This is a genomic window from Paeniclostridium hominis (assembly GCF_014306135.1).
Taxonomy (GTDB): Bacteria; Bacillota; Clostridia; order Peptostreptococcales; family Peptostreptococcaceae; genus Paraclostridium; species Paraclostridium hominis.
On the sequence record NZ_JACRWD010000001.1, the window covers coordinates 1,130,124 to 1,155,435 of the forward strand.

The 25,312-nt window shown below is 25.4% G+C and carries 23 protein-coding genes; 1 reads left to right on the forward strand and 22 read right to left on the reverse strand.

Annotation, left to right across the window (positions count from 1 at the left end):
• Positions 1-16 precede the first annotated feature (16 nt).
• From H8891_RS05350 to H8891_RS05410, 14 genes are all read right to left on the reverse strand, one after another.
• On the reverse strand, positions 17-1,351 hold the full coding sequence (locus tag H8891_RS05350) for an MATE family efflux transporter (RefSeq protein WP_187005509.1): 1,335 nt from the start codon (positions 1,349-1,351) through the stop codon (positions 17-19).
• Between the two features lie 78 nt (positions 1,352-1,429).
• Positions 1,430-2,203 (reverse strand): MerR family transcriptional regulator, encoded by a 774-nt coding sequence (locus H8891_RS05355; RefSeq protein ID WP_187005510.1) that lies wholly within the window; start codon positions 2,201-2,203, stop codon positions 1,430-1,432.
• Between the two features lie 150 nt (positions 2,204-2,353).
• Positions 2,354-2,995 (reverse strand): fructose-6-phosphate aldolase, encoded by a 642-nt coding sequence (gene fsa, locus H8891_RS05360; protein ID WP_187005511.1) that lies wholly within the window; start codon positions 2,993-2,995, stop codon positions 2,354-2,356.
• Positions 2,996-3,023: 28 nt separating this feature from the next.
• Positions 3,024-4,307, reverse strand: coding sequence for a NupC/NupG family nucleoside CNT transporter (locus H8891_RS05365; protein ID WP_187005512.1), 1,284 nt, complete (start codon positions 4,305-4,307; stop codon positions 3,024-3,026).
• A 128-nt stretch (positions 4,308-4,435) separates the two neighbouring features.
• Entirely contained in the window at positions 4,436-5,257 is an 822-nt protein-coding gene (locus H8891_RS05370) for a purine-nucleoside phosphorylase (protein WP_187005513.1), read from the reverse strand.
• A 68-nt stretch (positions 5,258-5,325) separates the two neighbouring features.
• Positions 5,326-6,387 carry a BMP family lipoprotein gene (locus H8891_RS05375; RefSeq protein WP_187005514.1) on the reverse strand — a complete coding sequence of 354 codons (1,062 nt, stop codon included), beginning with the start codon at positions 6,385-6,387 and terminating at the stop codon, positions 5,326-5,328.
• Between the two features lie 181 nt (positions 6,388-6,568).
• The gene (locus H8891_RS05380) at positions 6,569-7,315 is read right to left on the reverse strand and encodes a response regulator transcription factor (protein ID WP_187005515.1); all 747 of its coding nucleotides are present in this window, start codon (positions 7,313-7,315) and stop codon (positions 6,569-6,571) included.
• Positions 7,316-7,326: 11 nt separating this feature from the next.
• On the reverse strand, positions 7,327-9,057 hold the full coding sequence (locus H8891_RS05385) for a sensor histidine kinase (protein ID WP_207723555.1): 1,731 nt from the start codon (positions 9,055-9,057) through the stop codon (positions 7,327-7,329).
• 136 nt (positions 9,058-9,193) lie between these two features.
• Entirely contained in the window at positions 9,194-9,637 is a 444-nt protein-coding gene (locus H8891_RS05390; protein ID WP_147544168.1) for a GNAT family N-acetyltransferase, read from the reverse strand.
• Positions 9,638-9,829: 192 nt separating this feature from the next.
• Positions 9,830-10,585 (reverse strand): C40 family peptidase, encoded by a 756-nt coding sequence (locus H8891_RS05395; RefSeq protein ID WP_187005516.1) that lies wholly within the window; start codon positions 10,583-10,585, stop codon positions 9,830-9,832.
• A 112-nt stretch (positions 10,586-10,697) separates the two neighbouring features.
• Positions 10,698-11,327, reverse strand: a complete 630-nt coding sequence (locus H8891_RS15235) for a BBE domain-containing protein (protein ID WP_243207766.1) — start codon at positions 11,325-11,327, stop codon at positions 10,698-10,700.
• Between the two features lie 162 nt (positions 11,328-11,489).
• Entirely contained in the window at positions 11,490-12,041 is a 552-nt protein-coding gene (locus tag H8891_RS15240) for an FAD-binding oxidoreductase (RefSeq protein ID WP_243207807.1), read from the reverse strand.
• Between the two features lie 129 nt (positions 12,042-12,170).
• Positions 12,171-13,505 (reverse strand): ClC family H(+)/Cl(-) exchange transporter, encoded by a 1,335-nt coding sequence (locus tag H8891_RS05405; RefSeq protein ID WP_187005517.1) that lies wholly within the window; start codon positions 13,503-13,505, stop codon positions 12,171-12,173.
• A gap of 60 nt (positions 13,506-13,565) precedes the next feature.
• Positions 13,566-14,003 (reverse strand): GNAT family N-acetyltransferase, encoded by a 438-nt coding sequence (locus tag H8891_RS05410; RefSeq protein ID WP_187005518.1) that lies wholly within the window; start codon positions 14,001-14,003, stop codon positions 13,566-13,568.
• A 224-nt stretch (positions 14,004-14,227) separates the two neighbouring features.
• Here H8891_RS05410 and H8891_RS05415 point away from each other — a divergent pair, with 224 nt between their 5' ends.
• Positions 14,228-15,031, forward strand: a complete 804-nt coding sequence (locus H8891_RS05415) for a class I SAM-dependent methyltransferase (protein WP_187005519.1) — start codon at positions 14,228-14,230, stop codon at positions 15,029-15,031.
• Between the two features lie 423 nt (positions 15,032-15,454).
• Here H8891_RS05415 and H8891_RS05420 read toward each other — a convergent pair whose 3' ends face one another.
• The 8 genes from H8891_RS05420 to H8891_RS05450 all read right to left on the reverse strand — a co-directional run bounded on the left by H8891_RS05420 (position 15,455) and on the right by H8891_RS05450 (position 25,305).
• Positions 15,455-16,732, reverse strand: a complete 1,278-nt coding sequence (locus tag H8891_RS05420; protein WP_187005520.1) for a sensor histidine kinase — start codon at positions 16,730-16,732, stop codon at positions 15,455-15,457.
• A 391-nt stretch (positions 16,733-17,123) separates the two neighbouring features.
• A complete protein-coding gene (locus tag H8891_RS05425) occupies positions 17,124-18,320 on the reverse strand; it encodes a NupC/NupG family nucleoside CNT transporter (protein ID WP_187005521.1) in 1,197 nt (398 codons plus the stop codon).
• A 231-nt stretch (positions 18,321-18,551) separates the two neighbouring features.
• Positions 18,552-18,878 (reverse strand): hypothetical protein, encoded by a 327-nt coding sequence (locus tag H8891_RS05430; RefSeq protein WP_187005522.1) that lies wholly within the window; start codon positions 18,876-18,878, stop codon positions 18,552-18,554.
• Positions 18,879-18,997: 119 nt separating this feature from the next.
• Positions 18,998-19,702 (reverse strand): YczE/YyaS/YitT family protein, encoded by a 705-nt coding sequence (locus H8891_RS05435; RefSeq protein WP_187005523.1) that lies wholly within the window; start codon positions 19,700-19,702, stop codon positions 18,998-19,000.
• Positions 19,703-19,721: 19 nt separating this feature from the next.
• Positions 19,722-20,462 carry an elongation factor P 5-aminopentanone reductase gene (gene ymfI, locus H8891_RS05440; protein ID WP_187005524.1) on the reverse strand — a complete coding sequence of 247 codons (741 nt, stop codon included), beginning with the start codon at positions 20,460-20,462 and terminating at the stop codon, positions 19,722-19,724.
• A 213-nt stretch (positions 20,463-20,675) separates the two neighbouring features.
• On the reverse strand, positions 20,676-21,326 hold the full coding sequence (locus H8891_RS05445; protein WP_207723556.1) for a hypothetical protein: 651 nt from the start codon (positions 21,324-21,326) through the stop codon (positions 20,676-20,678).
• 6 nt (positions 21,327-21,332) lie between these two features.
• A complete protein-coding gene (locus H8891_RS15120; RefSeq protein ID WP_207723557.1) occupies positions 21,333-21,653 on the reverse strand; it encodes an HD domain-containing protein in 321 nt (106 codons plus the stop codon).
• A gap of 79 nt (positions 21,654-21,732) precedes the next feature.
• Entirely contained in the window at positions 21,733-25,305 is a 3,573-nt protein-coding gene (locus H8891_RS05450) for an AAA family ATPase (protein ID WP_187005525.1), read from the reverse strand.
• Positions 25,306-25,312 lie beyond the last annotated feature (7 nt).

A 25,312-nucleotide genomic window follows, 5' to 3' on the forward strand; every position in this document is an offset into this window, starting at 1 on the left:
TATCAAAAAATAAACCTTAAATATTAATACAAATAGACTTGCTAGACTTATACGTTAAATAAAATCCTATAAAGAATGTACAAACTTCAGCAAAAGGTACACTCATCCAAACTCCACTAACTCCAAATATCATAGGCAGCATAACTATACCTATAATTATAAATAATAACCCTCTACTAACTGCTACTATAACAGATAATCTTGCATTCCCAATTGCTGTGAAGTACCCAGAATTAACTATATTAAAGCCATTCATAAAAAACGCAAAGGCATATACTTTAGCTCCACTTGCTGATAAAGATATTATATCATTATTTCCTTTTACAAATAATTCAACTAAATCTTTACCAAAGAAAAATAATGTTACAAATATAAAAATACCTGCTACTATACATATCTTAAAAGCTAATTTTAATATTTTATCAACCCTGTCATATTGCTTACTTCCATAATTGTAACTAACTATTGGACATATACCATCAGATATACCAAACATTAAAAGTATACCAAACTGTGCTATATAGTTTATTGATGTAAAAGCGGCTACTCCACCTTCACCGGCTATATTCATAAAAGCCATATTAAAAAGGTAAGCACAAGTTGCAGTAGATATTGAATTTATCCCTTCTGATGATCCATTATATAACATAGGATATATAACACTTTTATCAAACTTACCAACAAATATATTTATAAAACTTTTTTTATCAAGCATTGGCCAAACTACAACCATAAAAGCAGCTAAATATGAACATCCAGTAGCTGTAGCTGTCCCTACTATACCTAAATTTAATTTCGCCGTTAATATATAGTTTAAAACAATATTTGTAAATAAACTTAATATCATACCTCTAAAATATAGTTCTGGTTTTTCTATTATTCTATTTGAAAAGCCAAATAAAAGCATTAAGTTTATCGGGATTGTAAATATAGCAATCATTTTTATATATGTTGAAACATCTTTAACTAATACATCATTTGCACCTAATAATATTGCAAGTTTTTCATTAAATATAAGTCCTAATAAAGTTATACTTGCTCCCATTATTAAAATAAATATTATAGATGTTTTAAAAACATTCTGTGCCTTTTCTATATTTTTATTTCCTAAATTAAGGCCCATATAACTTTGAGCTCCTACACTCACTATGAAACTTATTCCCATTATCAACTGTACAAATGGATTTGCAATATTTACACTTGCCATAGCATTTGGCCCTAATATATTACCTACAAAGAGTCCATCTACCATAGTTTGCATTCCAGATATAAGCATAGCTACTATGGCAGGTACTGCAAACTTTAAAAATACCGTTGAAATCTTTCCATTTAATAGCATATTATCTTGCACTCTAATCTCCTCCATATCATTTATTATGTCTACATTAATAATAAAGTCTTGAGTAAGTCTAGAGTCAAGTAAAATTTATTAATTTTTTGGAATATATAATTTAACTAAATATATATTTTCTTTTTCTTTTCTTGATAATGTAAACATAGTTTCTACTAAAACTTCAACTTTTTTATCTTTACAATTTATGTTATTTAAAATTTCTTTTGTAAGTTTTTCTATATTAGAAAAAGTATCTTTTCTAGTTATAACTATATACTCTCCTCTAAAATTTTTTTCCGTAAAATCTGTATATTTTTTATATTCAAACACTTCATCTTCAAATACTTCAATTCCTACTCTACTTGAATCTCCTACTATATTCCCTTTATCATCTTTATTTAAAAGTATCATTAAATTCTTAGTTTTTACCACAGTTGCTATGTATGAATTTCCATTTTGATTAAAAAATATTACTTTTTTATTTATATATTCAGATTTAAATCCATCTTTAATTTCTTTATTTTTAAATTCACTCATTTTTGATGCCATATCTTTAGATATTTTCACACGATATTTTAAATCAGTTAAATATTTTATTTTATCCTCTAGAAACTTTTCATGTCTTGTAAATAGCTCTACATAAGCATCTTCCTCTTCTTTTTGTACTATATCTTTTATATCTTTAATAGGTATTTCTAATTGTTTAGCTATTAATATAATTTCTAATAACTCTATTTCTCTTATAGTATAATATCTATATCCATTTTCCTTTTTAACACTTGGTTTTAATAAATCTATTTTATCGTAATACCTTAAAGTATCATGACTTATGTTGTACATTTTAGTTACTTGGCCTATAGTAAATAGCAATTATTTATCCTCCTATACTTATACTTGGTACTAATCATTCTCATTTTAACATAATATCATAAAAAATTTACTTATTTAAAAATTACTAATTCTATATTAAAAAAGATCCCTCTATGGGATCTTTCATTATATTTATATTAATAATATAGTTTATTTAGATTTATTGTAATCACTTAAAAACTTTTCTATTCCTATATCAGTAAGAGGATGTTTAGCCATTTGTTCTAACACTTTAAATGGTATTGTAGCTATATCAGACCCTTCTATTGCACATTCTGATACGTGTATTGGATTTCTTATACTAGCAGCTATTATTTCTGTTTTAATATCATGTACCTTAAATATAGTTGATATTTCACTTATTAATTCTACACCTCTAGCTCCGATATCATCAAGTCTACCTACAAATGGACTAACATAAGTTGCTCCTGCTTTTGCAGCAAGTAGTGCTTGTTGAGATGAGAATATTAAAGTTACATTAGTTTTTATTCCTTTTTCATTCAGCATTTTAACTGCTTTTAATCCTTCTATACACATAGGTATTTTTATAACTATATTTTTATGTAATTTAACTAGCTCCATAGCTTCTTCAACCATTTTATCAGCTTCTAAGCTTATTACCTCTGCACTTATCGGTCCATCTACTATTGAACATATCTCATTTATTACTTCTTGTAAATTTCTTCCTTCTTTTGCTATAAGGGATGGATTTGTAGTAACACCATCTATTATTCCCCAAGTATTTGCTTCTCTTATTTCGTCTATATTTGCTGTATCTATAAATATTTTCATTGTCTTAATCTCCCTTATGTTTTTATTTTTATAAAGCAACTATTGCTCCTACTATTAATGAACTTAAAACACTTACACAAAATCCACCTATCATTCCTCTAAATGCAAGTTCTGCCAATTGTCCTCTTTTTTCTGGACAAAATACTGATATTCCTGATATACATATACCCATACTAGATATATTTGCAAATCCTGTTAAAGATATAGCCATCATCAATCCAGTTCTATAATCTAGAGTTTTTAACATTGGTCCTAATTCACCAAAAGCAACAAACTCATTAAGTGCTAACTTACTTCCAAGTAATTGTCCTGCTGTTAATATACTATCCTTAGGTATTCCCATAAAGAATCCTATAGGTGCAAATACGTAAGATAATATACCTTCTAATGATAATCCAACTATACTAAGTCCACCATTAACTAATGCAACTAAAGCTATTATAGCTACTAAAGATGCCCCTATACCAAGTGCCATATTTAGTCCATCAGTAGCTCCTTGTGATATAGCCTCCATTATATTACTATTATTTCCTTTATTATCTATAGTTACTTCATCACTGTTTATCTTAGTTGCAGCACATTCAACATCTACCATAATTTCAGTATCTTCTTTATTTTCTATAGTTGTAGTTTCTACACTTGCAATTTCTTGTACTTTTTCTGGTAAAATAATTTTTGATACTATTATACTTCCAAGAGGAACTAGTGCTCCTCCTATTAAAAGGTACTTCATAGGTATACCAAGTCCTGCATACCCTCCAAGTACAGTAGCTGACATACTTCCCATACCAGATATTAAAACTAGCATTATTTCACTTTCGCTCATTCCAGATAGATACTTACTTACAAGAATTGGTGATTCAGTTTGTCCTAAAAACATATTAGCAACTGCAACGAAACTTTCGACCTTACTAGTTCCTAGTACTTTTTCTATTGCACCTCCTATTATTTTAACGACAAATCCTATAAGCCCTATATAATAAAGCGCTGCTACTAATGCTGATATAAATATTATATTTCCTAAAACTTGAATTCCAAATATCATACCTGTTGGAGCTCCTGCATCTGCTAAAGGTCCAAATACAAAACCTAAACCTTGTGCTCCATAACTTAATACATTAGTTACAAAGTCTGATACTTTCTCTACAGCTATTCTACCAAGAGGAAATTTTAGTAATAAAAATGCTACTATTACTTGAATTATTAAAGCTTTTAATATCATTTTTTTATTTACATCTTTTTTATTAGGTGATATAAGATATAATCCACCTAGTAAAAGAGCTATCCCTATTATGTTTAATATTATTGCCATCTTCTTGTCCTCGTTTTTCTATATGATAATTTAATAGATTATATAAAATTTTTATTAATTAGTTGTACTAACTTAAATGTTAGTACAACTAATTATTTTTATTTAAAATTTATAAAATATTATCTTGATTATATGTTTTGAACTATGCTTTTAACTAGATTTAAGAATTGTTGTTTTACTCTTTGTGTAGTTTCTATTACTTCTTCATGGTTTAAAGGTTGGTCTAATATTCCTGCTGCCATATTAGTTATACATGATATACCTACAACGTTTAAATTACTATGAGATGCAACTATTACCTCTGGAACTGTTGACATTCCTACTGCATCAGCACCTAATATTTGTGCCATTTTTACTTCTGCAGAAGTTTCATAAGTTGGTCCTGTAAAGAATGCATATACCCCTTCTTTTATATCTATATCTAATTCTTTTGCACATTTTCTAGCAATATCTATGTACTTTGGAGTGTATGCAGTTGACATATCAGGAAATCTTACTCCTAATCTATCATCATTTTTGCCTATTAAAGGATTATTTCCTCCTAAGTTCAAATGATCTTTTATTATCATTAAATCTCCTGGTTTATAAGACTTATTAGCTCCACCAGCTGCATTAGTTACAAATACAGTTTCTACTCCAAGTTCTTTCATTACTCTTACTGGGAAAGTTGTTTCTTGCATTTTATATCCTTCATAAAAATGGAATCTTCCTTGCATAGCTACAACATCTTTTCCTTGTAACTTACCTATAACTAATTGGCCTTTGTGTCCTTCAACTGTTGATACTGGAAAATTTGGTATTTCATCATAACTTATTATTACTGGGTTTTCTATTTCATCTCCTAAAACTCCAAGTCCTGAGCCTAGTATAAGACCTATAGTAGGTTTTGTATCTGTTTTAGATTTTATGTACTTTGCACTTTCTACTATTTTTTCATATAAGTTGTTCATTTTCTTTACCTCACAGTTTCTGTTATATTTTTTAAAACGATTTCCTAATCTATAAATTTTTAATACCTCTACTTATTAATACTATATTGATTTGACTTAATCCATAAATCTAATTCTTTATAAGTTTTGGGTATTATGATCTTATTATTTACTATAGATTTTTTTATTTCTTCTAAATTTTTAATTATATCTGAATCTATATATACATTAGATCCTTCTCTTTCATACCCAATAACATCTTCTTTAAGTCCAAGCTTATGTACTCCTGGCTTCCAAGAATTATTTATTACAGATTCTATTTCTTTGTATATTATATTATTTGTATATCTAGTTGCTGTTGCTACTATATTATCAGGCTCAAAAGAATTTTGATTTGCATCAACTCCAAATGCATACTTATTTACTTGTTTAGCAGCTATAAATACTCCAAGTCCAGACTGTCCTGCTAGTTGTTGTATATAGTCTACTCCTTTATTATACATTGAAAGTGCAATTTCTTTTGCTTTAACTGGATCTGAAAAATCTCCAACTACAGCTTTCATAACCTTTATATTAGGATTTACATATTTAACTCCTGCTTCAAATCCAATGGCTCCTTCTTTTAAATGGTCTAAGTTTTTTCCTAAAATAACACCTACAGTTTTATTATCGTTTTCTTTTGAAATAGATAATCCTGCTATAATACCATTAAAAAAAGTTTGTTGTGCCCAATTTGTGCTTATAGAACTTACGTTTGGTAAGTCTAGTTTTGAGTCAATTATAGTAAATTTTTGATCTAAAAACTCTTTTGAAACCTTAGATACAGCCTTTTCTTGCTCTCCCCCTACAGAGATTATAAGATCATAATCTTTAGTTTTTGCATATTCTCTTGCTAATTTCTCATAATTACCTTTAGATTGAGAATAATCAAATTCAATTGAAAGATTTTCTTGTGCTTTTAACATACCATCATAGCATAAATCATTAAAAGCTTTATCTCCTAAACCAGCTTCATTAAATATGATTGCAACCTTTGTTGTATTATCATTTTTAATTTTTGATTTATTTTGATTTTGTTCATATAAATAAGCAATTATCATAATTAATATTAAAATAATTAATCCCATTATTTTCTTGTAGTGTAATTTCATTTATTAATTATTCCCCTCTGCTTTAATAACATTATATTCAATGAAACGTTTTCTTTCCATAAACTCTATTGACAATTCATTAAATAATATTGATACTTTTAGAATGATAACCTTACTTATAATGAAAAATATTGACATTTTATGGATATTTTTGACATAAGTAAGATTATCAAAATAATTACTATCTATCTTCTTCCGGGCATACCCCCTTAAATTTTTTATAGCTTTTAGAAAAATATCCTGCATTTAAGTATCCTACATCTTTGGATATTTGAGAAATTTTCATATTTGTATTTTTCAAAAGATACTCAGCCTTCTTCATTCTATAATTTGTAAGGTATGTACTAAAGTTTTCTCCAACTTCTTCTTTAAATAACCTTGAAAAGTACTCATGAGATAAATATACGTGGTTTGCTATATCATTTAAGGAAATATGCTCTTTATAGTTTATATCTATGTACTCTATTGCTTTTTTTATTGCTTTAGAATATTTATTTTCTAATTTATTATCATCAGTTTTTATTTCTTTTTCTACTTCTATATTTTTATTTTTTTTTACACTATTATGTATTTTGTCAATAACCTCTTTTAATTCCTTAGGTCTTATATCTGATTTTATTAAATATTCATAAACCCCGCAACTTATAGCTTCTTTTGCATAAGAAAACTCTGCATAATTAGTTAGTAAAACTATATAAATATTTGGAATAACTTTTTTTATTTCCTTAGTAAGTTCAATTCCATCCATTATAGGCATTTTGATATCACTTATAATAATTTGTGGATTTAACTTAACTGCTAGTTCATATGCTTCTTTACCATTTTGTGCACTAGCTATTACATTAAAGTCTTTAGAAATATTTGAAATAGTATATGCTATCCAATCCCTTATTGGTGCTTCATCTTCTACTACTAATATATCTAACATATTTGCTCCTCCTAACTTGGTAGTACAAAGGTAATTTTAGTCCCCTCATCTTTTACACTATCTATTTTTAGTCCATAATTTTGTCCATAGTTTAGCTGTATTCTTTCGTGTACGTTTATAACACCTACCCTGTTTATACTAGCTTCTTTAGTTAATACACTTTCTAATTTTTCTTTAGACATACCTATTCCATTATCTTTTATAACTATTTTTATACTATCTTTATCCTTGTATCCAATTAAGCTTATTAAGCCTTTATTATTTTCTTTTTCCATACTATATAAAATAGCATTTTCTATAATTGGCTGTAGTATAAAAGAAGGAACTTTAAAATCTTTTATATTATCATTTATTTCGTAATTTACTTCAAAACAATCAGGATATCTCATTTTCTGAAGTTCCACATAGTTTTTAATATTTTCTAACTCTTCTTCTAAACTAATCATTTCACTAGCTTTTGGTAATATACTTCTAAGTAATTTAGTAAATCTATAAAGCATTTCCTCTGCTATTTCTGTTTTGTTCATAGATACTAAAAATCTTATTCCACTTAGAGTATTATATAAAAAATGTGGATTTATCTGAGCTTGTAAAAAACTTAGTTCTGCTACTCTTTTTTGTTTTTCATACTTTTTTATATTTTCTATAGATGAATCTAGCCAACTTACCATACTATTAAAAGATGATTGTAGTTCTCCTATCTCATCACTTCTATCTACATCTACCTTGACTTTTAAATTACCACTCATAACTTCATCCATTTTATTTTTCATATTCAAAATAGGATTTGTTATCCATAATGAAATTTTATAGGTAATTATTAAAGCTGGAATACTTGTTAATGCAATTATAAAGAATGTCCTTTGAGCTATTTTATTTGATACTTCTTTCATTATATTTGAAGGTATTTCTTGAATTATACTCCATCCATATTCATCAATATTAGATACTATCTTTATATTTTCATCAAAAATATCATTTGTTTTATTTGGGTTTATAACCTTTTCATAATTACTACCTATTAACCTTTTATCTCTACTAGATATTATCTTTTTATTAGAGTCAATTATATAAATAGAAGTTCCCTCATCTATTATATCTGAATATCTATCATAAAGCATTGTTTCACTTATATCCATTATTAATATTCCTAATGTTTCATTGGTTATTAAATCTTTTATAATTCTACCCATTTTAAATATATTTTTATAAGGACCTATACCATTTTCATCCTTATAGGTATTTATAAGCACTGTCTTTCCATTTGCTTTTACAATTTTTTCATACCAATTTTCATTCTTTATACTATTAATATCATATTTGCTTTTAGAGTATGTACTATATGTCAAACCGTTTTCTCCTATTATATATAACTCTGGTTTCATATTAAATTTTCCATATTTAAAAACTTGATCCATAAGCAATCCTTCTACATAAGAATCATTGGCTTTAGTTTTATTTTCATCAGAAGAAATATTTTCTTTTGGAGTAGATAATATATTTATCAATTTACTATCTACAACAATGTTATTTCCTATACTTTCTACATTAGATAGTAGTATTGAAATATTATTGGATACTTCATCTAAAATTTGACTTCTCATGCCTTGCATTTCTTCTTGTATTATTTCATTGCTATCATTTATAACCCATGCACTAATAATTCCTGTTATTAAAACTATTAGTACAAATATTAGTAAGAATAGTTTAAATGTGATACTATTTGTCTTTATGTCTATCATCCTTTCTTACTTAGATTTCCAACTAATAAGTTTAACCTATATAAATTATTAAATCAATATATACGATTATAATTTGATACCAATAAATAAAAAGATGAGTGTCATTTAGACATCTCATCTTTAATTAAAATTTTATTTATAAATCTTTTTTTAGATACACCATATCTATAAGTTTGACTCCATCTTCAAAAATCTCATGATCATAATTATCTATAAAAAAATTTTCAATCCTATGAGAAATCTTAAAACCACAATGTTTATAAAATCCAATAGTTACCTGACTATCTCCGGTTCCAACAAACATGATTTTTCCCTTATCTTTATAGTAATTTAATATATATTTTATTAAATAGCTTCCATATCCCATTCCTTGATAATTTTTATAAGTTGCTAAGTTTTTAAGTTCATATGTATCTTTATCTTCTTTGGTTACTACACAAATACTTCTTAACTTGTTATCATATAAAGCAAATAAATCTCCTCTGTCTAAATACCTATCAATCATATCTTCCTGCTCATCTGCTAATAGTAATAAATCTAGAAATCTTTTTTTATCCTCCAAAATTCTTTTAACTTCCATTTTATCCCCCTATTTTTCACATATAAAAACCTTTTTTCTAATAATAAATATCTGTTAAATTTTTCTTTTATTTATATACTATTATATCATTGTTATTTATTAAATTTTTATGTAAAAACAAGCATAGTAAAGTTTTTTAAACTACTATGCTTGCTTTCTTATCTTGTAATTTATATTTAATTATTAAGTAAACTATGGTCTTCTAGCTCCTCTGTAATGAGTTTGATAATATCCTGTTAATTTAGATTTTTTAATTCCATCCTTTTCATTAGCTGCATGTATAAATTCATTATTCCCAACATACATCCCAACATGACTTACTCTGCCTTTACCCATAGTATCGAAAAATACTAGATCTCCTACCTGCAAGTTTTCTTTATTAACAGCTTGTCCAAACTTACTTTGTTCATATGAAGTCCTTGGTATATTTTTTCCTAAAGCATTTTTATAAACATATTGAACTAATCCTGAACAATCAAATGTATTTGGTCCAGTAGCTCCCCATACATACTTGTTTCCTACTTTACTTTCTAACAACTTAACTGCATTTTCCATTTTATTAGATGATTTTTTAGTAGTATCTACAATATTTTCTATATTTTCTTTAATTGTATTTACTACTTTAGATTCTTTAGGTTTACTTTCAGTTATATTTATTTTTTTATTTAATTCAACTTTATTTTCATCTTTACTTTCTATATTAGAAACTTCATTTGTATTTAATTTACTACTATTTATAGAACTTAATAATGTATCTAAAGTTTCTAAACTTCCTTGGAAGTTATGATTACATTGGCATGTTTGCCTAGAATTTACCAATCCACCTAATGCATCTTGTAATATAAAATCAAACATATCTGATTGATTATTTGAATAACCTCTATTATTTGAGTTAACTTGACTAATAGCATTTAAAAGTTTAATCGTTACTATTTGATTAATATCCATATTAAATCTCCCTTGTTTTGTAATTACCTATAATGAATATTTAAAATAAAAAACCGTATACTAAATAATACGGTTATCTATTAAATATATTTAGGATTTTTATTCAAATTATCTAATTTCCTATTCCTTGTGGAAAAGAAAAAATATTATATGGATCATATTTTTTCTTTATATGATCTAATTTAATTATATTACCACCATAATACTCAAACTTATAATTATTAAGTTTATTATATGGAAAGTTTACATAAGATCCTTTAGTTAAATTATATATATGTGGGAAATTTTCATTTACCCATTTTTCATTTATTTCTTTGTAATAATTACCTTTAAATTCTGACTGTAAAAGTAATATATATTTTGCATCTCTATAATAAAAAGCTGTAGCATGATTGTCTACTTGAGATACTTCTCCTCCTAATCCATACATATTTATTGATGTTAAAATAGAGCCTTTTGGTCTTTTTCTATTAACAATATCTATAATTTCCCTTATCTGTGATGATGATAAATATTCATTTGCAAATCTACCAGGAAATTTAAAATGTTCATATTTAGGATATATATTAGCTACTTCATTAATAGCTTTTAAAAATGATACATATCTTAAATTCATATTTGCCCCTTCTATATTAGAGAACGGCTGTAAAAGTTTTTTAGTTTCTCTTATATCCTTATAACAAATTCCTATTGTGTATATATACATTCCATCATCTAATGTATTATATATTCCTGCTCTCATATTTATATCATTATCTACACTATCAATCCATCTTTGCCATATATCAAAAAACTTACATTGAGTATTTATGCTTGGATTATCATAATTTATTTCAAAAAAAGTAACATTTTCTACTTTACTTGGTAATTTAAATTTTATAGATACTACAACTCCAAAATTACCTCAACCAGCTCCTCTAACTGCCCAAAATAAATCTTGATTTTTATAATTATTGGCTACTATCAAATCTCCTTTATAATCTATTAATTCAACTTCAAGTAAACTATCACAACCAAGACCTAATTTTCTTGATGATAATCCCCATCCACCACCTAATGAGTAGCCACTAACACAAACAGTAGGACAAGTTCCTCCTGGAAATGGGTAACCTTTTTCAGAAATGAAATTATATAGTTGTGAATTCCTAACACCACCATCTATCTTAACTGTATTTTCTTTATAATTAATGCTTATATTGTTCATTTTACTTATATCTATAACTAGCATGCTATTTCCATTAGAGTATCCTTCATAATTATGTCCTCCTGACCTTATTCTAATAGGCACAGATCTATCATTGGCCCATAATATAGCATTCCTAACATCATAATAATTTTCACAATAAACTATAGCTATGGGAAATTTTTGTATTGCACGATTCCACATTTGTCTAAGAACTTCATAATTGTAGTCACCTTTAGTTACAACTTCTCCACTTAAACCACAAAAATACATATTATCCAATATAAACACCTACTATAATATTTTATTTTAAATTATAATCTGTATTTTTTATCTGATTGTTAATATATCATAAAAAAAGAGAGAGCTTATCTACTCTCTCTTTTTTAATAATATGTATAATTAATTATTACTCATTTCTAAATTTTTCTTTACTTTTATCTTATTTTCTAATAAGGAATCATAAATAGGAGGACAATTAAGTAAATTAGCCACCATATATGAAACTGCACAAACAACTATAACTGGTCCTAACTGTGAAATTGATCCGCTCATCTCACAAACTAATATAAATCCAGTAATAGGAGCTCTTACGACTGCTGAAAACATGCCAGCCATAGATAAAAGAACAAAATTATTTATAAGTGATGGATCTACTCCAATCATAAATATTGAAATCTTAGCACAAATTAATCCAACTAAACCACCCAAAGTTAAAATAGGGAATAATATTCCTCCAGGAGTTCCTGGTGCAAAACTTATAAGTGAAAATATGTACTTTCCTATTAATAGTATAATAGCTAGCTTAATAGCAATTCCACTTCCAAGAATATTATTTATAAGTTTATCTCCACCACCTAAAACTTGTGGTAAAAACATACCAAATATAATAGCAAACATAAAAGGTATAATCATTTTATATCTTGAGCTAATTTTTAACTTTCCATAAATATCTATAGTTTTAAGTAAACCTTTATTATATATAACGCCACATAATCCAATTATTATTCCAAGTAATATTAAAACTACATAATACTTAGGTGGCATGTTTAATAGCTTTTTTACACTTAAAGTATATTTCTGTCCGAAAAATATCCATGTAACTAAATCAGAAGTTACACAAGAAAAAACTGCAGTTAAAAATAGCATCGGAGAAAAACTTTTATGTACTTCTTCTAAAACAAACATAACTCCAGCAAATGGAGCATTAAATGCAGCAGCAAGCCCAGCTCCTGCTCCACTTGAATATAAATAAATTTGTTCTTTTTTTGATATTCTTAATTTTTCTGAAAAACCATGTGCAAAGCTAGCTCCAAGTTGAATTGAAGGTCCTTCTATACCAAGAGATAATCCAGCACCCATAGCTAAAACCCCATTTACAAATTTACTTAATAAAATTTTAAAAGAATGTAATATATTTAATTTTCCCTTTAAATATCCTTCAATTTGTGGAATACCACTTCCTGATATCATAGGATTTTTCTCAAGCGAATATCCTACTATATATCCAATTGTAGCAAATACTAATATTCCTAAAATTATGTATATATAATGATTTGTCATGAAATTGTATGCACTTAAGCTAATTTGACTTGCATAATTTGAACATAATCTATACAAGGAAACTATAAACCCAGCAGCTGCCCCGACCAAAATACTTTTTAAAACAAGCTTTATATTGGAACATTCTAAGCCATTATCTTCATTGTTTATAATATTGTTCGTTAATTTATTCATTTTATCACCTCACAATACTATTACCCCAATTAAATAATTAATTAACTTATAAAATTAAAATCATTTTTCTTTAGGTAAAAAATAACGTTCTTCATTATCTAAATTTAACTTAATCATATAGGAGCAATGCTCATTAACTGTTTTAAATCCCATATTTTTATAAAAATTTTCTTTATCAGGAGTAGCTAAATACACTGTTCTGACATTCATAGTACTATGATTTAATAATTTATCTATAATATTTCTTCCTATAGATTGTTTTCTGTAACTTGGATGTACTAATACATCAATAATAGTTGCCCATCTAACTTCATCACTTAAACTTCTAGCCATTCCTACTAATTTGTCTTCATCCCAAGCAGTTATTATACAAGATGATTTTTCTAAAATTTTTTCCCAGTCTTTTTTATTATCATTTACTTTCCAAGTTGCATATCTGCAATAAAAATTTTTAATCTTATTTACATCAATATCCTTAGAATCAGAAAATTTAATCATAATCTACTCCTTTTTTATTTTTTTTAATATTCCTAATAAAAAAATCACAAGAATAATTTTTACTTTTATCTTTTTTATTTTTATGATTATTTAAACTAATTATAGAACAATGTATAATATAAATTTTTTCATAATTTAAATATATTTAAGTTATATTTTTACTCAAACTTAGCTATAATTATCATAAACTTTTTAATATTATTAATTACATAAGGGGGTATAAAATGAGTAATATAGTTAGAGATTACTATAATGAAAATGCCACAAGAGAATTCAATAGATTGTCTAATCCATATAGTATAATTGAATTTAAAACAACACTTGCTATGATGGATAAGTACTTTAGAAAATCAGGTAAAGTACTTGATATAGGCTGTGGACCTGGCAGATATTCTATAGAATTATTACAAAAAGGGTATAATGTAACTTTGTATGATATATCAGAAAAAGAACTTAATTTAGCTAAATCTAAAATTGAAAATAATAACCTAAAAGCAGACAATTACATATGTGGAGATTGTAGTGACTTAAGTCAATTTAAGGATAATAGTTTTGACATAGTTTTATTAATGGGACCAATGTATCATATACAAAATAAAAATTTTAGATTGAGTATACTTAATGATATTAAACGTATTTTAAAACAAGATGGACTTTGTATGATATCCTACTTAAATGGATTGGGAATTCTTAAAGCTGCAATTCATGAATGTAGTTTAGAATTTGAAAATATAATTAATATAGAAAGATTATTTTCATCACAATCTTGGAGTAACGAAGAATCCTTTACTGAAACCTATTTATCCATACCATCTGATTCTATTAATGAAATAAAAAGCGTTGGATTAAATATAGTAACATACTTTGGAGCAGAAAGTTTTGCCTCAGGTATTCATTATGATATTACAAGAATGTCTGAATATGAAAAAAAAGCTTATGAAAATCTAATTCAAATTTGTATAAACACATGTGAAATGAAAGAATATAAAGACGCTACAGAACATACTCATTTTATAGTGTCTAAATAAATTTTAATCATTTTTATAACTAATTATAAATTCATCCTTTCAATCAATGTTTTTAAACAAAATAAAAAAAAGTTATAACTATACTTATAATCATATTTGATGTGAATTTTTATAGAAAAATCTCAGATAAATTAATAAATATTAAAGATAGTTCTCTAGATATCATAATAATTTAAATTCAATTATTAAATTTTAAAGGATATAGTAATGATTAGTATAATATAGTATTAATTGGATTTAGTTTAAGGGGGGTTATTATGATATATATTTTTTTATTTCTACTTTTACTATTTTATACTTATGCTATAATAAACGAAAATTTAATTTTACAATATGAGGCAGATGATTCTAATTATTAATTTTTAATAAATTAAAGACTATATTTTAGATATCCTAAAATATAGTCTTTCTTTATATACTAAACTATTTTTTATTAATCGGTATTTGAATGTAAAATTCAGTTTCTAAATCATCACTATCTACTTCTATCATACATTTATATGATTCTAGTAATTTTTTAATAGAATATAACCCATAGCCTCTACCTTCATCCTTAGACGAATATCCAAGTTCAAATATTTTTTTTGTATCTATTATTTTAGACCCATTATTTTTAATTGATATATTATGGTAATATTCACATTTATATATATCAATATGTACATATTTATAGTCTTTTTCATAAGTTTTAAGTTCATCAATTGCATTATCTATTATATTTAAAAGTATAGAACTCACCTCAGAATCTGATAACTCTATATCATCTAGTAAACTATCTATACATGCAGTTAAATCTATATCATATCTTGAAGCTCTTAATTTTTTTGTATTTAATATAGCATCTAAAAAGTGATTTCCTGTAATGAAGTCTATATCTACATCACTATCATAGTCTGCCATCCCAAGTATGTACCTTTTTGCATCTTCTATCTTTCCAGTTGACATTTGCATTAATATTATTTGTAAATGATTCATATAATCATGTCTTTGCACTCTTAATGCATCTACACTATCTTCCATTTGTTTGAGACTTTTTTCCATTAAATTCTTCTCTAATTCATTTAATACTTTTCTTTTATCATAATTTATTAAAGTGATAATTAATGCTATTAATATAAAAATAAATGAAAGTGCTACAAATATTCTCATAAGAATTTCAATATTATAGTGCATTTCACTAAGACTATATATTAATAATATTAAAATTCCTGTTATAGCCATTATTAATATACTTATATAAAAAAGTACTTGCTGTGTATATTTATTTTTTATAGATATATTTCTTAAATCTAACCTCTTAATAAAATACCTATATTTTACTAACTTCATTATAATAAACATAAATAATAATGATACATAACATGATAAATTTTTTAGGGTACTATTATCTAATATTGACTGAAGATTTATACCCATAAAATTTATCAAAGTAACAGTCATTACTTCAGTTAATATCTTAATTCCCAATATTATCGCTGTTAAAATAAAACAACGTTCTATTTTAACCTTTGAAAATATATGAAGTATAATAGCAATAGAAATATATAAAAATAAACTACTAATTCCCAATGGTAATGTATTTTTTAAAAAATATATTACTAATAAATATGTTAATATCATATAAATTAAATTTTTACGTTTTACATTGTTTAAAGCTATGCTTGCAGATGAAAAAATAGCTATAGCTTCAGGTATACCCATAAAAATCAGATCTGATATACTTATTTTAATCGTCCCCCTTACCCTTTATACTTTTTTGTTATGTTTTTTAATATTAACATATTTACTTATATTTTTCTATATTTCGACATAAATTTCATTTTAAACTTTTATACAAATTTTACTAAGCTTAATTTATGCAGCTTAAGATGTCTTATTATTATTCTTTTAATATTATACGTACCTTTATATCTTATTTCTAAACATACACTACATTACATAAAAGCCTTGGCAAACTAACACAGCTTCAACTTACTATTATCATAAATTTCATAATCCCCATCCTTTTTAATAAATAAACTGAAATAAAATATAAAAATCGCAATAAAAAAAGACTTGAGATAACTCAAATCTTTTTTTATTGCAATTGAAATTAAAATAATAATACTAATCCTACTATCATAGCTGATAATGTACTAACTAAAAATCCACCTATCATACCTTTAAAAGCTATGTTAGATATTTCCGTTCTTCTTTCTGGACAGAATACTGATATACCTGATATACATATACCTATACTTGATATATTTGCAAATCCAGCTAAAGAAATTGACATAACTAAAGCACTTCTAGGATCAAGAGTTTTTATTATAGTTCCTAAGTCACCAAAGGCAATAAATTCATTTAAAACTATCTTAGTCCCTAATAATTCCCCAGCTTTTAATACATTTGATGGATCAAGACCCATTAAGAACCCAAGTGGTGCAAATACGTAAGATAGTATTTGTTGTAATGATAATCCTATTACTCCTAATGCCCCATTAACTAATGCAACTAATCCTGTTATAGCAATTAATGCTGCTCCTATTCCAAACGCCATTTGCATACCATTAGTAGCACCCTCTGATATAGCTGACATTATATTTGTGTGAGCACCCTTTCTATCCATAACAACATTCTCAACAACCTCTTCTTGTTGAGTCTCAGGTATTAATAACTTAGAAACCATTATACTACTTAATGGAACTAATGCCCCTGCTATAAGTAAGTATTCCATAGGTATACCCATTCCTACATATCCCATTAAAACTGTAGCTGACATACTTCCCATACCAGATATTAAAACTAGCATAAGTTCACTTGTAGTCATTACATGTAAATACTTACTTACAAGTATTGGAGATTCTGTTTGCCCTAAGAACATGTTTGCAACAGCAACAAAACTTTCTACATTACTAGTTCCTAAAACTTTTTGTATTGCTCCACCTATTATTTTAACTACAAAGTTTATAACTCCTAAATAATAAAGTGCTGATACTAATGCTGCTATAAATACTATGTTTCCAAGTACTGATATAGCAAATATCATTCCATTACTAGTATTAGCTAATGGTCCAAATACAAAAGTTAAACCTTCTACTCCATAATTTAATACATTAGTTACAAAATCAGAAACTACCATTACAATGTTTCTTCCTAAAGGAAACTTAACCAGGAAAAATGCAAGTACAAATTGTATTAGCAAAGCCTTTCCTATAAGTTTCTTATTTACCGACGATTTGTCAGTAGATACTAGGTAAAGCCCACCTAATAATACTATGATTCCTAAAATATTGAATATTATTGACATAGATTTCTCCTTTTTCTTTAGTTTTATTTATTATATATATTATACACTATTTTCGACATTTTTCTACCACTTTTTATCATTTTTTATAATTTAATTTACATATATCACTATAAATTATTATTTATGATATATATTCTTCTCATTTTTTAAGTTTTTATTTATATTTTATGTAAAATGGGATTATTAAATCCCATTTATATATTTAAAGCTTCCAGCTTTTTATTTAAAATGTCAGTGATCTTTTTTATCTACTTTTAATCTATTTGACATAAATAAATCTATATTAGAAAAAGCATCTACACTTTTATCTGGTTTGTATATTATTATATCTTTACAGGATATATATTTATTATGATTAATATTACTTACACTAGATATTATTCTATTTATATTATTATCAATTAAATATTGAATTATATTTCCTAAAGTCATTTTTGATGTATCTTTAATAAAATAATCTCTAGTCCCTGTATCGAATATAATTATATTTGGAGTATTATTTATATCATTGTATAGTTGAAATTGTATTTCATCTTTTATTGGTATACAAACTTTCAATTTAAATCCTCCTTATATAATTTCCTTTCTTTTTATACTATATGTATCAATTTTCGCAATTGTGTTATCTATTTCTACATTTTTATATATAAATAAAAAAAGAAAGCATAAGCTTTCTTTTAATCATCTATATTTTCTTCTAAATTTTTAGTAATACATGTTTCATGTGATCTATTTAGTAATTTAGATTTTATGTATTTAATATCGTCAATTATGTATCTATGCTTAACTTTAGTTGTTTCAAATCTACAAATATCAAAAGAATATTGTAAAACTAATCCAAAGCATATTGTAGTTATCACAGTTCCTATACCGATACTTCCTCCAAGTAAATATCCAAATATTAATGCAAACATCTCTATAATAGTTTTTATCAGTTTTACAGGTCTATTAGTTATTTTTTGAAGTGCTATCATCATTCCATCTCTTGGTCCACTTCCATAACCTGCACCTATATACATAACACAACCTACACCTATTATAAACATTCCTATAAATATCATTATGATTCCAGTTATTATATTTTTAGATATTGGCACTATTTTATTTAACATAAGTATATCCATAAATACACCTATAAGTATCATATTTAATATAGTCCCTACTCCAAAATTCTCGCCTAATATTATATTCACAATAATAATTATCATTCCTACTGATATACTAGCTTGCCCCATTGTTATACCTAAGTTTTTTGATAAACCTTGATAAAATGCATCCCAAGGAGATAATCCTAAATTTGAATGTATGGTTAAAACTATTCCTACTGAACAAACAAATAAGCCTATAATTAGACGAATAAGTCTTTTAAAACTATATTCCATTTTAATATTCTCCCAAAATTTATACTATAACAAATCCACCATTAGGGCTTATAACCTGCCCTGTTATAAAATTAGATTTATCACTTGCTAAAAACAAAGCACAATTTGCTATATCTTCTACTGTTCCAAGTCTCATAAGAGGTGTTTCTTGTCTTAAAGCTTCAAGTGCATCATCTTCAATATTATCTAACATATCAGTTTGTATAACCCCTGGAGCTATACAATTTACCTGAATATTTGAAGGACCAAGTTCCTTAGCAAGTGCTTTTGACATTCCTATAATTGCTGCTTTGCTAGTTGAATAGTGTACTTCATAAGAACCTCCAACCATTCCCCATATAGATGATATATTTATTATTTTCCCACTCATCTGAGGAATCATATATTGTAATGCCTTTTTAGTTGTATAAAATACACTATTTAAATTTGTACTTATAACCTCATCCCATTCTTCATAACTTATATCTGTAAACAAATTAGTTTTACTTATTCCTGCATTATTAACCAAAACATCTATTCCTTCAAACTGTCCTATACAGTAATTTACCATAAGATTAACTTCTTCTTTTTTCGAAACATCTGCTTTATATGTATCAACTGCAAATCCTCTGCTTTTTAACTCGTTATATAAATCTAGAGCTTCTTTTTCTGAATTATTGTAATTTATTAAAACATTATATCCATTCTCAGCAAATAAAGTTGCAATAGCTTTACCTATTCCTCTAGATGCTCCTGTAATTAATGCTGTTTTTTTATTCATTTATCTCTTCCTTTCTTAAGAAAATTTTAGTAATCACTATTATATATTAATATTTGACATAATAAAAGAAATATCACTTAATATTCTATTATAACTTATAATAGAAATACTAAGTGATTAATATTTTGCATATTTTTTATATCAGTAAATTTCATCCAAAAGTTTACATAATATTATTATTTTTTACTAATTAAACATATTTAATTTCTTTCATTATAAAACTTCTACATATACACCTTTATTTATAATATCTTTAACTTTATTATTTATCTCATTTACATTGTAATCCAAATTTGATAAAGAAAAAACTTTATTATTTATATATACACTAGGATCTATTAATCTTACTTTACCTTTTATATGTATATCGTATTTATTTTCATTTATTCTAACTTTTATATCACTATTTAATGAGTTTACTAAATTTAATAAATCATTATTTTTAGACTTATTTAATATCTCTATAACTTCAGCATCTGTTTTTAAAATATCTTTCATATGTAATTCTTTAGTATTTATAGCAAATTTTATGGCTTTAGCTAATTTATCATATGCATAAGCATTTAATGGACTCATAAAAAAATCTACAACTTCTTTATAGTATAAATCTAAAAACCACTTGGCTTTATCTATACTCTTAACAACAATTTCCCCATTTGCTATGCACATATCTTTTACAAATAAATCAACTTCAGATTTATTTGTATATCCATATCTATACATATCTCTTAATGTATAATCTACTCTATCTGCACATAATCTAGGAGCTTTTCTTTCAAGTATAGTCCATTTTTCCTCATTCATTAATATATCTTTATAGTTATATCCATATCGTTTTAGTATATTAGGTATTTCCGAATTCATAACTACTTAATTAAAAATTATCTCATGGTAATCTTCTTCATTATTATCTAATACAAAATCTATAACATGTGAAAAAGCAGTATGAGATACATCATGAAGCAATCCAGCTATTTGTTCTTCTAAACTGCCTCCTAACATTTTAATTAATAACATTACACCAACCGAATGTTCATATCTGGTTACATTTAAATCTTTATTAACTAAGTAAGTTGCTCCTACTTGATGTATATTTTTTAATCTTTGTACTGCTCCACAATTTATAAGTTCTATTAATACATCATCTATTTCAAACTCTCCATATATACAATCTTTTATTTTATTTCCCATATCTGCCTCCTTATTTACTATTATTATATCCTAATAAATAAAAAATTGTTAGACTAACTTAAGCCTAACAATTTTTTATTTATATATTACTTATAAGTTTATGTTTTAATAATTTAAATTCACTTTCATCAATAACTTTTAGATCTAATAAATTTTTTAGTTTTAATAAATCATCTATATAAGCATTCTTATCTCTACTAGGTATTTTTTCTTCTTGATTACATTTTAAGTTTCTTTCTTTATTTTCGTTTAAATCTTTATTTTTATAAATTTCCTTATTCAAAGAATTTTTATCTATAAACTCTTTTTTACTTTTTATAATATCTATTTTTTCTATATTGTTTATATTTTTCTGAGTAACTTCTTCATCATATACCCTAGCACTTTGTATTCTTACAAGAATATCTAAATAACTCTTAACCATAAGGGCATTTTTTAAAATTATATTTTTATTTTTATATAATTCATTTATAGTTTCTTTTAATACAGCTTGTCCCTCATAATTTAGTGTAAATCCTTTGCAATTTAAGGTATCTATGCATATATCATAAATTTCTGTTTCATCATACCCATCAAAATTAAGATATATTGGAAATCTATAATTTAAAGATTGATTTTGTAAAACTACCTCATCCATACCTTCTTTATTTCCAGATAATACTAATATTATTTTATTTTTATTACTATCAATAAATTTTATAAGCATAGATATTATTTCACTATAATTATATTCATTTTTAAGCAAATCAAATTTATCTATTAAAACCATTTTACCTATAGATTTATTTAATACATCTTCCAAATCTAACCCATTATTTATATTAGATACTATCTCATCTTTATCTATTTCCACAATACTTTTAGCTTTTAAAATACCTTTGCTATAATACATTTCAGCTAATATATTAAGTACTGATTTTTTACCTGTCCCTACATCTCCTGTGAATATCATATTTTTATATTTATTTATATTGTTTCTTTTCCCTAGTTTTTCTCTTTTTTCTTGTATTTTTAAAAACTTATATTGATTTTTTAAAAACTCTTTAGCTTTATTATTTCCTTTTAATTCTTGTAATTTTTCTTCTAAGTTAAATGTATTTTCATATTCTAGTACATTTATTTTTTCTATATCTTTAACTGTTATTAAATTCATTTCATAAACGCTTATTTCTTCTTCAGCAATTCTAATACTTTGATTTCTAATTAGACTTTCTACATAATTTCTAACCATTCTACCATTTCCTGATTGTGAATCTGCTTCCTCGTAAATAGATTCAAAGCTCTTTTTAAGAGACAAATAAGCATTTTTAGATAGTTTAAATCCTTTATTTTCTATTAATTTTATGGACATTTCTAATAATTCATTAGGATTATAATCTTTAAATACTGTCCATATAGGAAATCTTGATTTAAGACCTATATTAACATCAAAGAAATCTTCCATTTCTTCTTCATATCCAGCAAGAATTACTACAACATCTTGTCCATAATCTTCAATTAATTTAAGTAATGTTTCTATAGCTTCTCTACCTAATGAATCATTAGCTAGTGTATAGGCTTCATCTATAAATAACACTCCACCAATAGCTTCTTTAAATTTTTCTTCTGTTTTTCTTGATGTTTGTCCAGGTATTTCTGAAACAAAACTAGATCTATCTGTTTCTATAAGCTGACCTACTTTTAAAAGACCCATACTATTTAACATTTCTGCAACTAATCTAGCTATACTAGTTTTTCCTGTACCAGGATTACCTGCAAAAACCATATTTAAATTTTGCTCTATTTTTGTATTTACTCCAGCTGATTTTCTTTTTTCTTGTGCTACTATTAATTTATATTGACTTCTTAGTAAGCTTTTAACTTCATTTAATCCTACTATTTCACTTAATCTTGCTTCTAAGTCAAATTTTGTTTTTGCTTTAAAATTAAAGTTATCTCTTTCTAATAAATCAATTTGCTTTGATTTGTCAGTTAAGTATTTTTTAGAAGCGTCAAGTATAGCATTTTCAACTATATTTCTAACAAATCTGGCATTACCTAAATCATTTTTACCACTTATTTGATTTTTAGCAAATAAGTCTATTAAATCATGTTTAACATTTTTAGCAATTCTATATCCTTTAGATTTAGCAATATTAACAGCTATCTCATACATCTGTATTGGAGTATAATCATGAAAATGAATAATATTTGCAAATCTTGATTTAAGACCTGGATTAAATGCTAAAAATTCCTCCATATCATTTTCATATCCAGCAAGAATTACTATTAAATTATCTCTATTATCTTCTACTCCTTTAAGTAATGCATCAACTATTTCTTTACCTACTTTATCATCATCACTCTCACATAAAGAATAAGCTTCATCTATAAATAATACTCCTCCAATAGCAGAATTTATAATATCTATTGTTCTTTTAGAAATATCTGATGCGTTTTCTGATACAAAGTCTGCTTTACTAACTTCTTTATATATTCCTCTAGATAATATACCAAGTGCATTTAAATACTCAAAAGTCACTCTAGCAGCATTCGTTTTACCTGTACCTGCATTACCTGCAAATATCATATTCAAAGATATATTTGAAGTTTTAAGTCCCAATCTTTCTCTTATTTTTTGGACTTTGTAATTATTTTTTACATTGTTAAGGAAATTTTTTAAATCTTCAATTCCAATTATAGAATTTAATTTATACTCTGCTTCTTCAAGGGTTGGCATTGAGTAAGAACTTAAATTAAACTCTTCTTTATTTACCTTGCAATATATATCATTTTCTTTTACGTATATTATTATAGTTGTTCCTGCTTTTAATTGCTCTTCTCTTATAAAATTAGTCAATGGTCTGCTTAACTTATATGATACGTATTCACTTATTCCAAAGTTTGAATCTTTTTTATAAGTTTCTTGCAAAAATCTACATATACCAAAGTATTCATCCTCTTTATCATCTTCATTTATATCTAATGTGACTTTTATATCATATTCTAATTCTTTATTTTTAATAGTTTCTAAAACCTCTTTTTTTACTATTTTGTTTCTTTCAATATTATTAAGTGGTTTTGTATGTAATACATTATCTACATTAGATTTAAAAGTTTTGTTAAAATATTTATCTAACTCAAAGTCTTCATCATTGCTAATGTATACTAAAAATTTATTATGACAAACTATCTTATTTATTTTATTTTTATCTTGATTATCTGCTCTTACTAAAAATTTATTTTTTATAATATATTCATCATTTAGATTAAAACAAGTGTTTGGATATACACTAGATAGTACGTGTAATATTTCACTACTTGCTTTTTCTATATTTTTAAACATCACGCAAGCAGAGTTAGACCCTAACTTTTCATACAAATCTGTTAAAAATGCATTATATCCTAAATTAAAATTATATGAAGCTAAATCTATTTCATCTACTTGTGAATTTTCTATTATATCTGTATCTTTAAGATATTCAAATATTCGTCTTATACTAGTTTTTTTCGCTGTTTCTTTTTCTCCTACTAAAACTAATACTCCTTTTTCTCCTTTTGTAAGTTTATCTCTAAAGTAATTGCATAAGTCACTAATGAAACTTTTTTGACCTATAAGTTCTTTATTTAAACTTTTTTGAATATCTATAAATTTATCATTTATACTAATCATTTATATC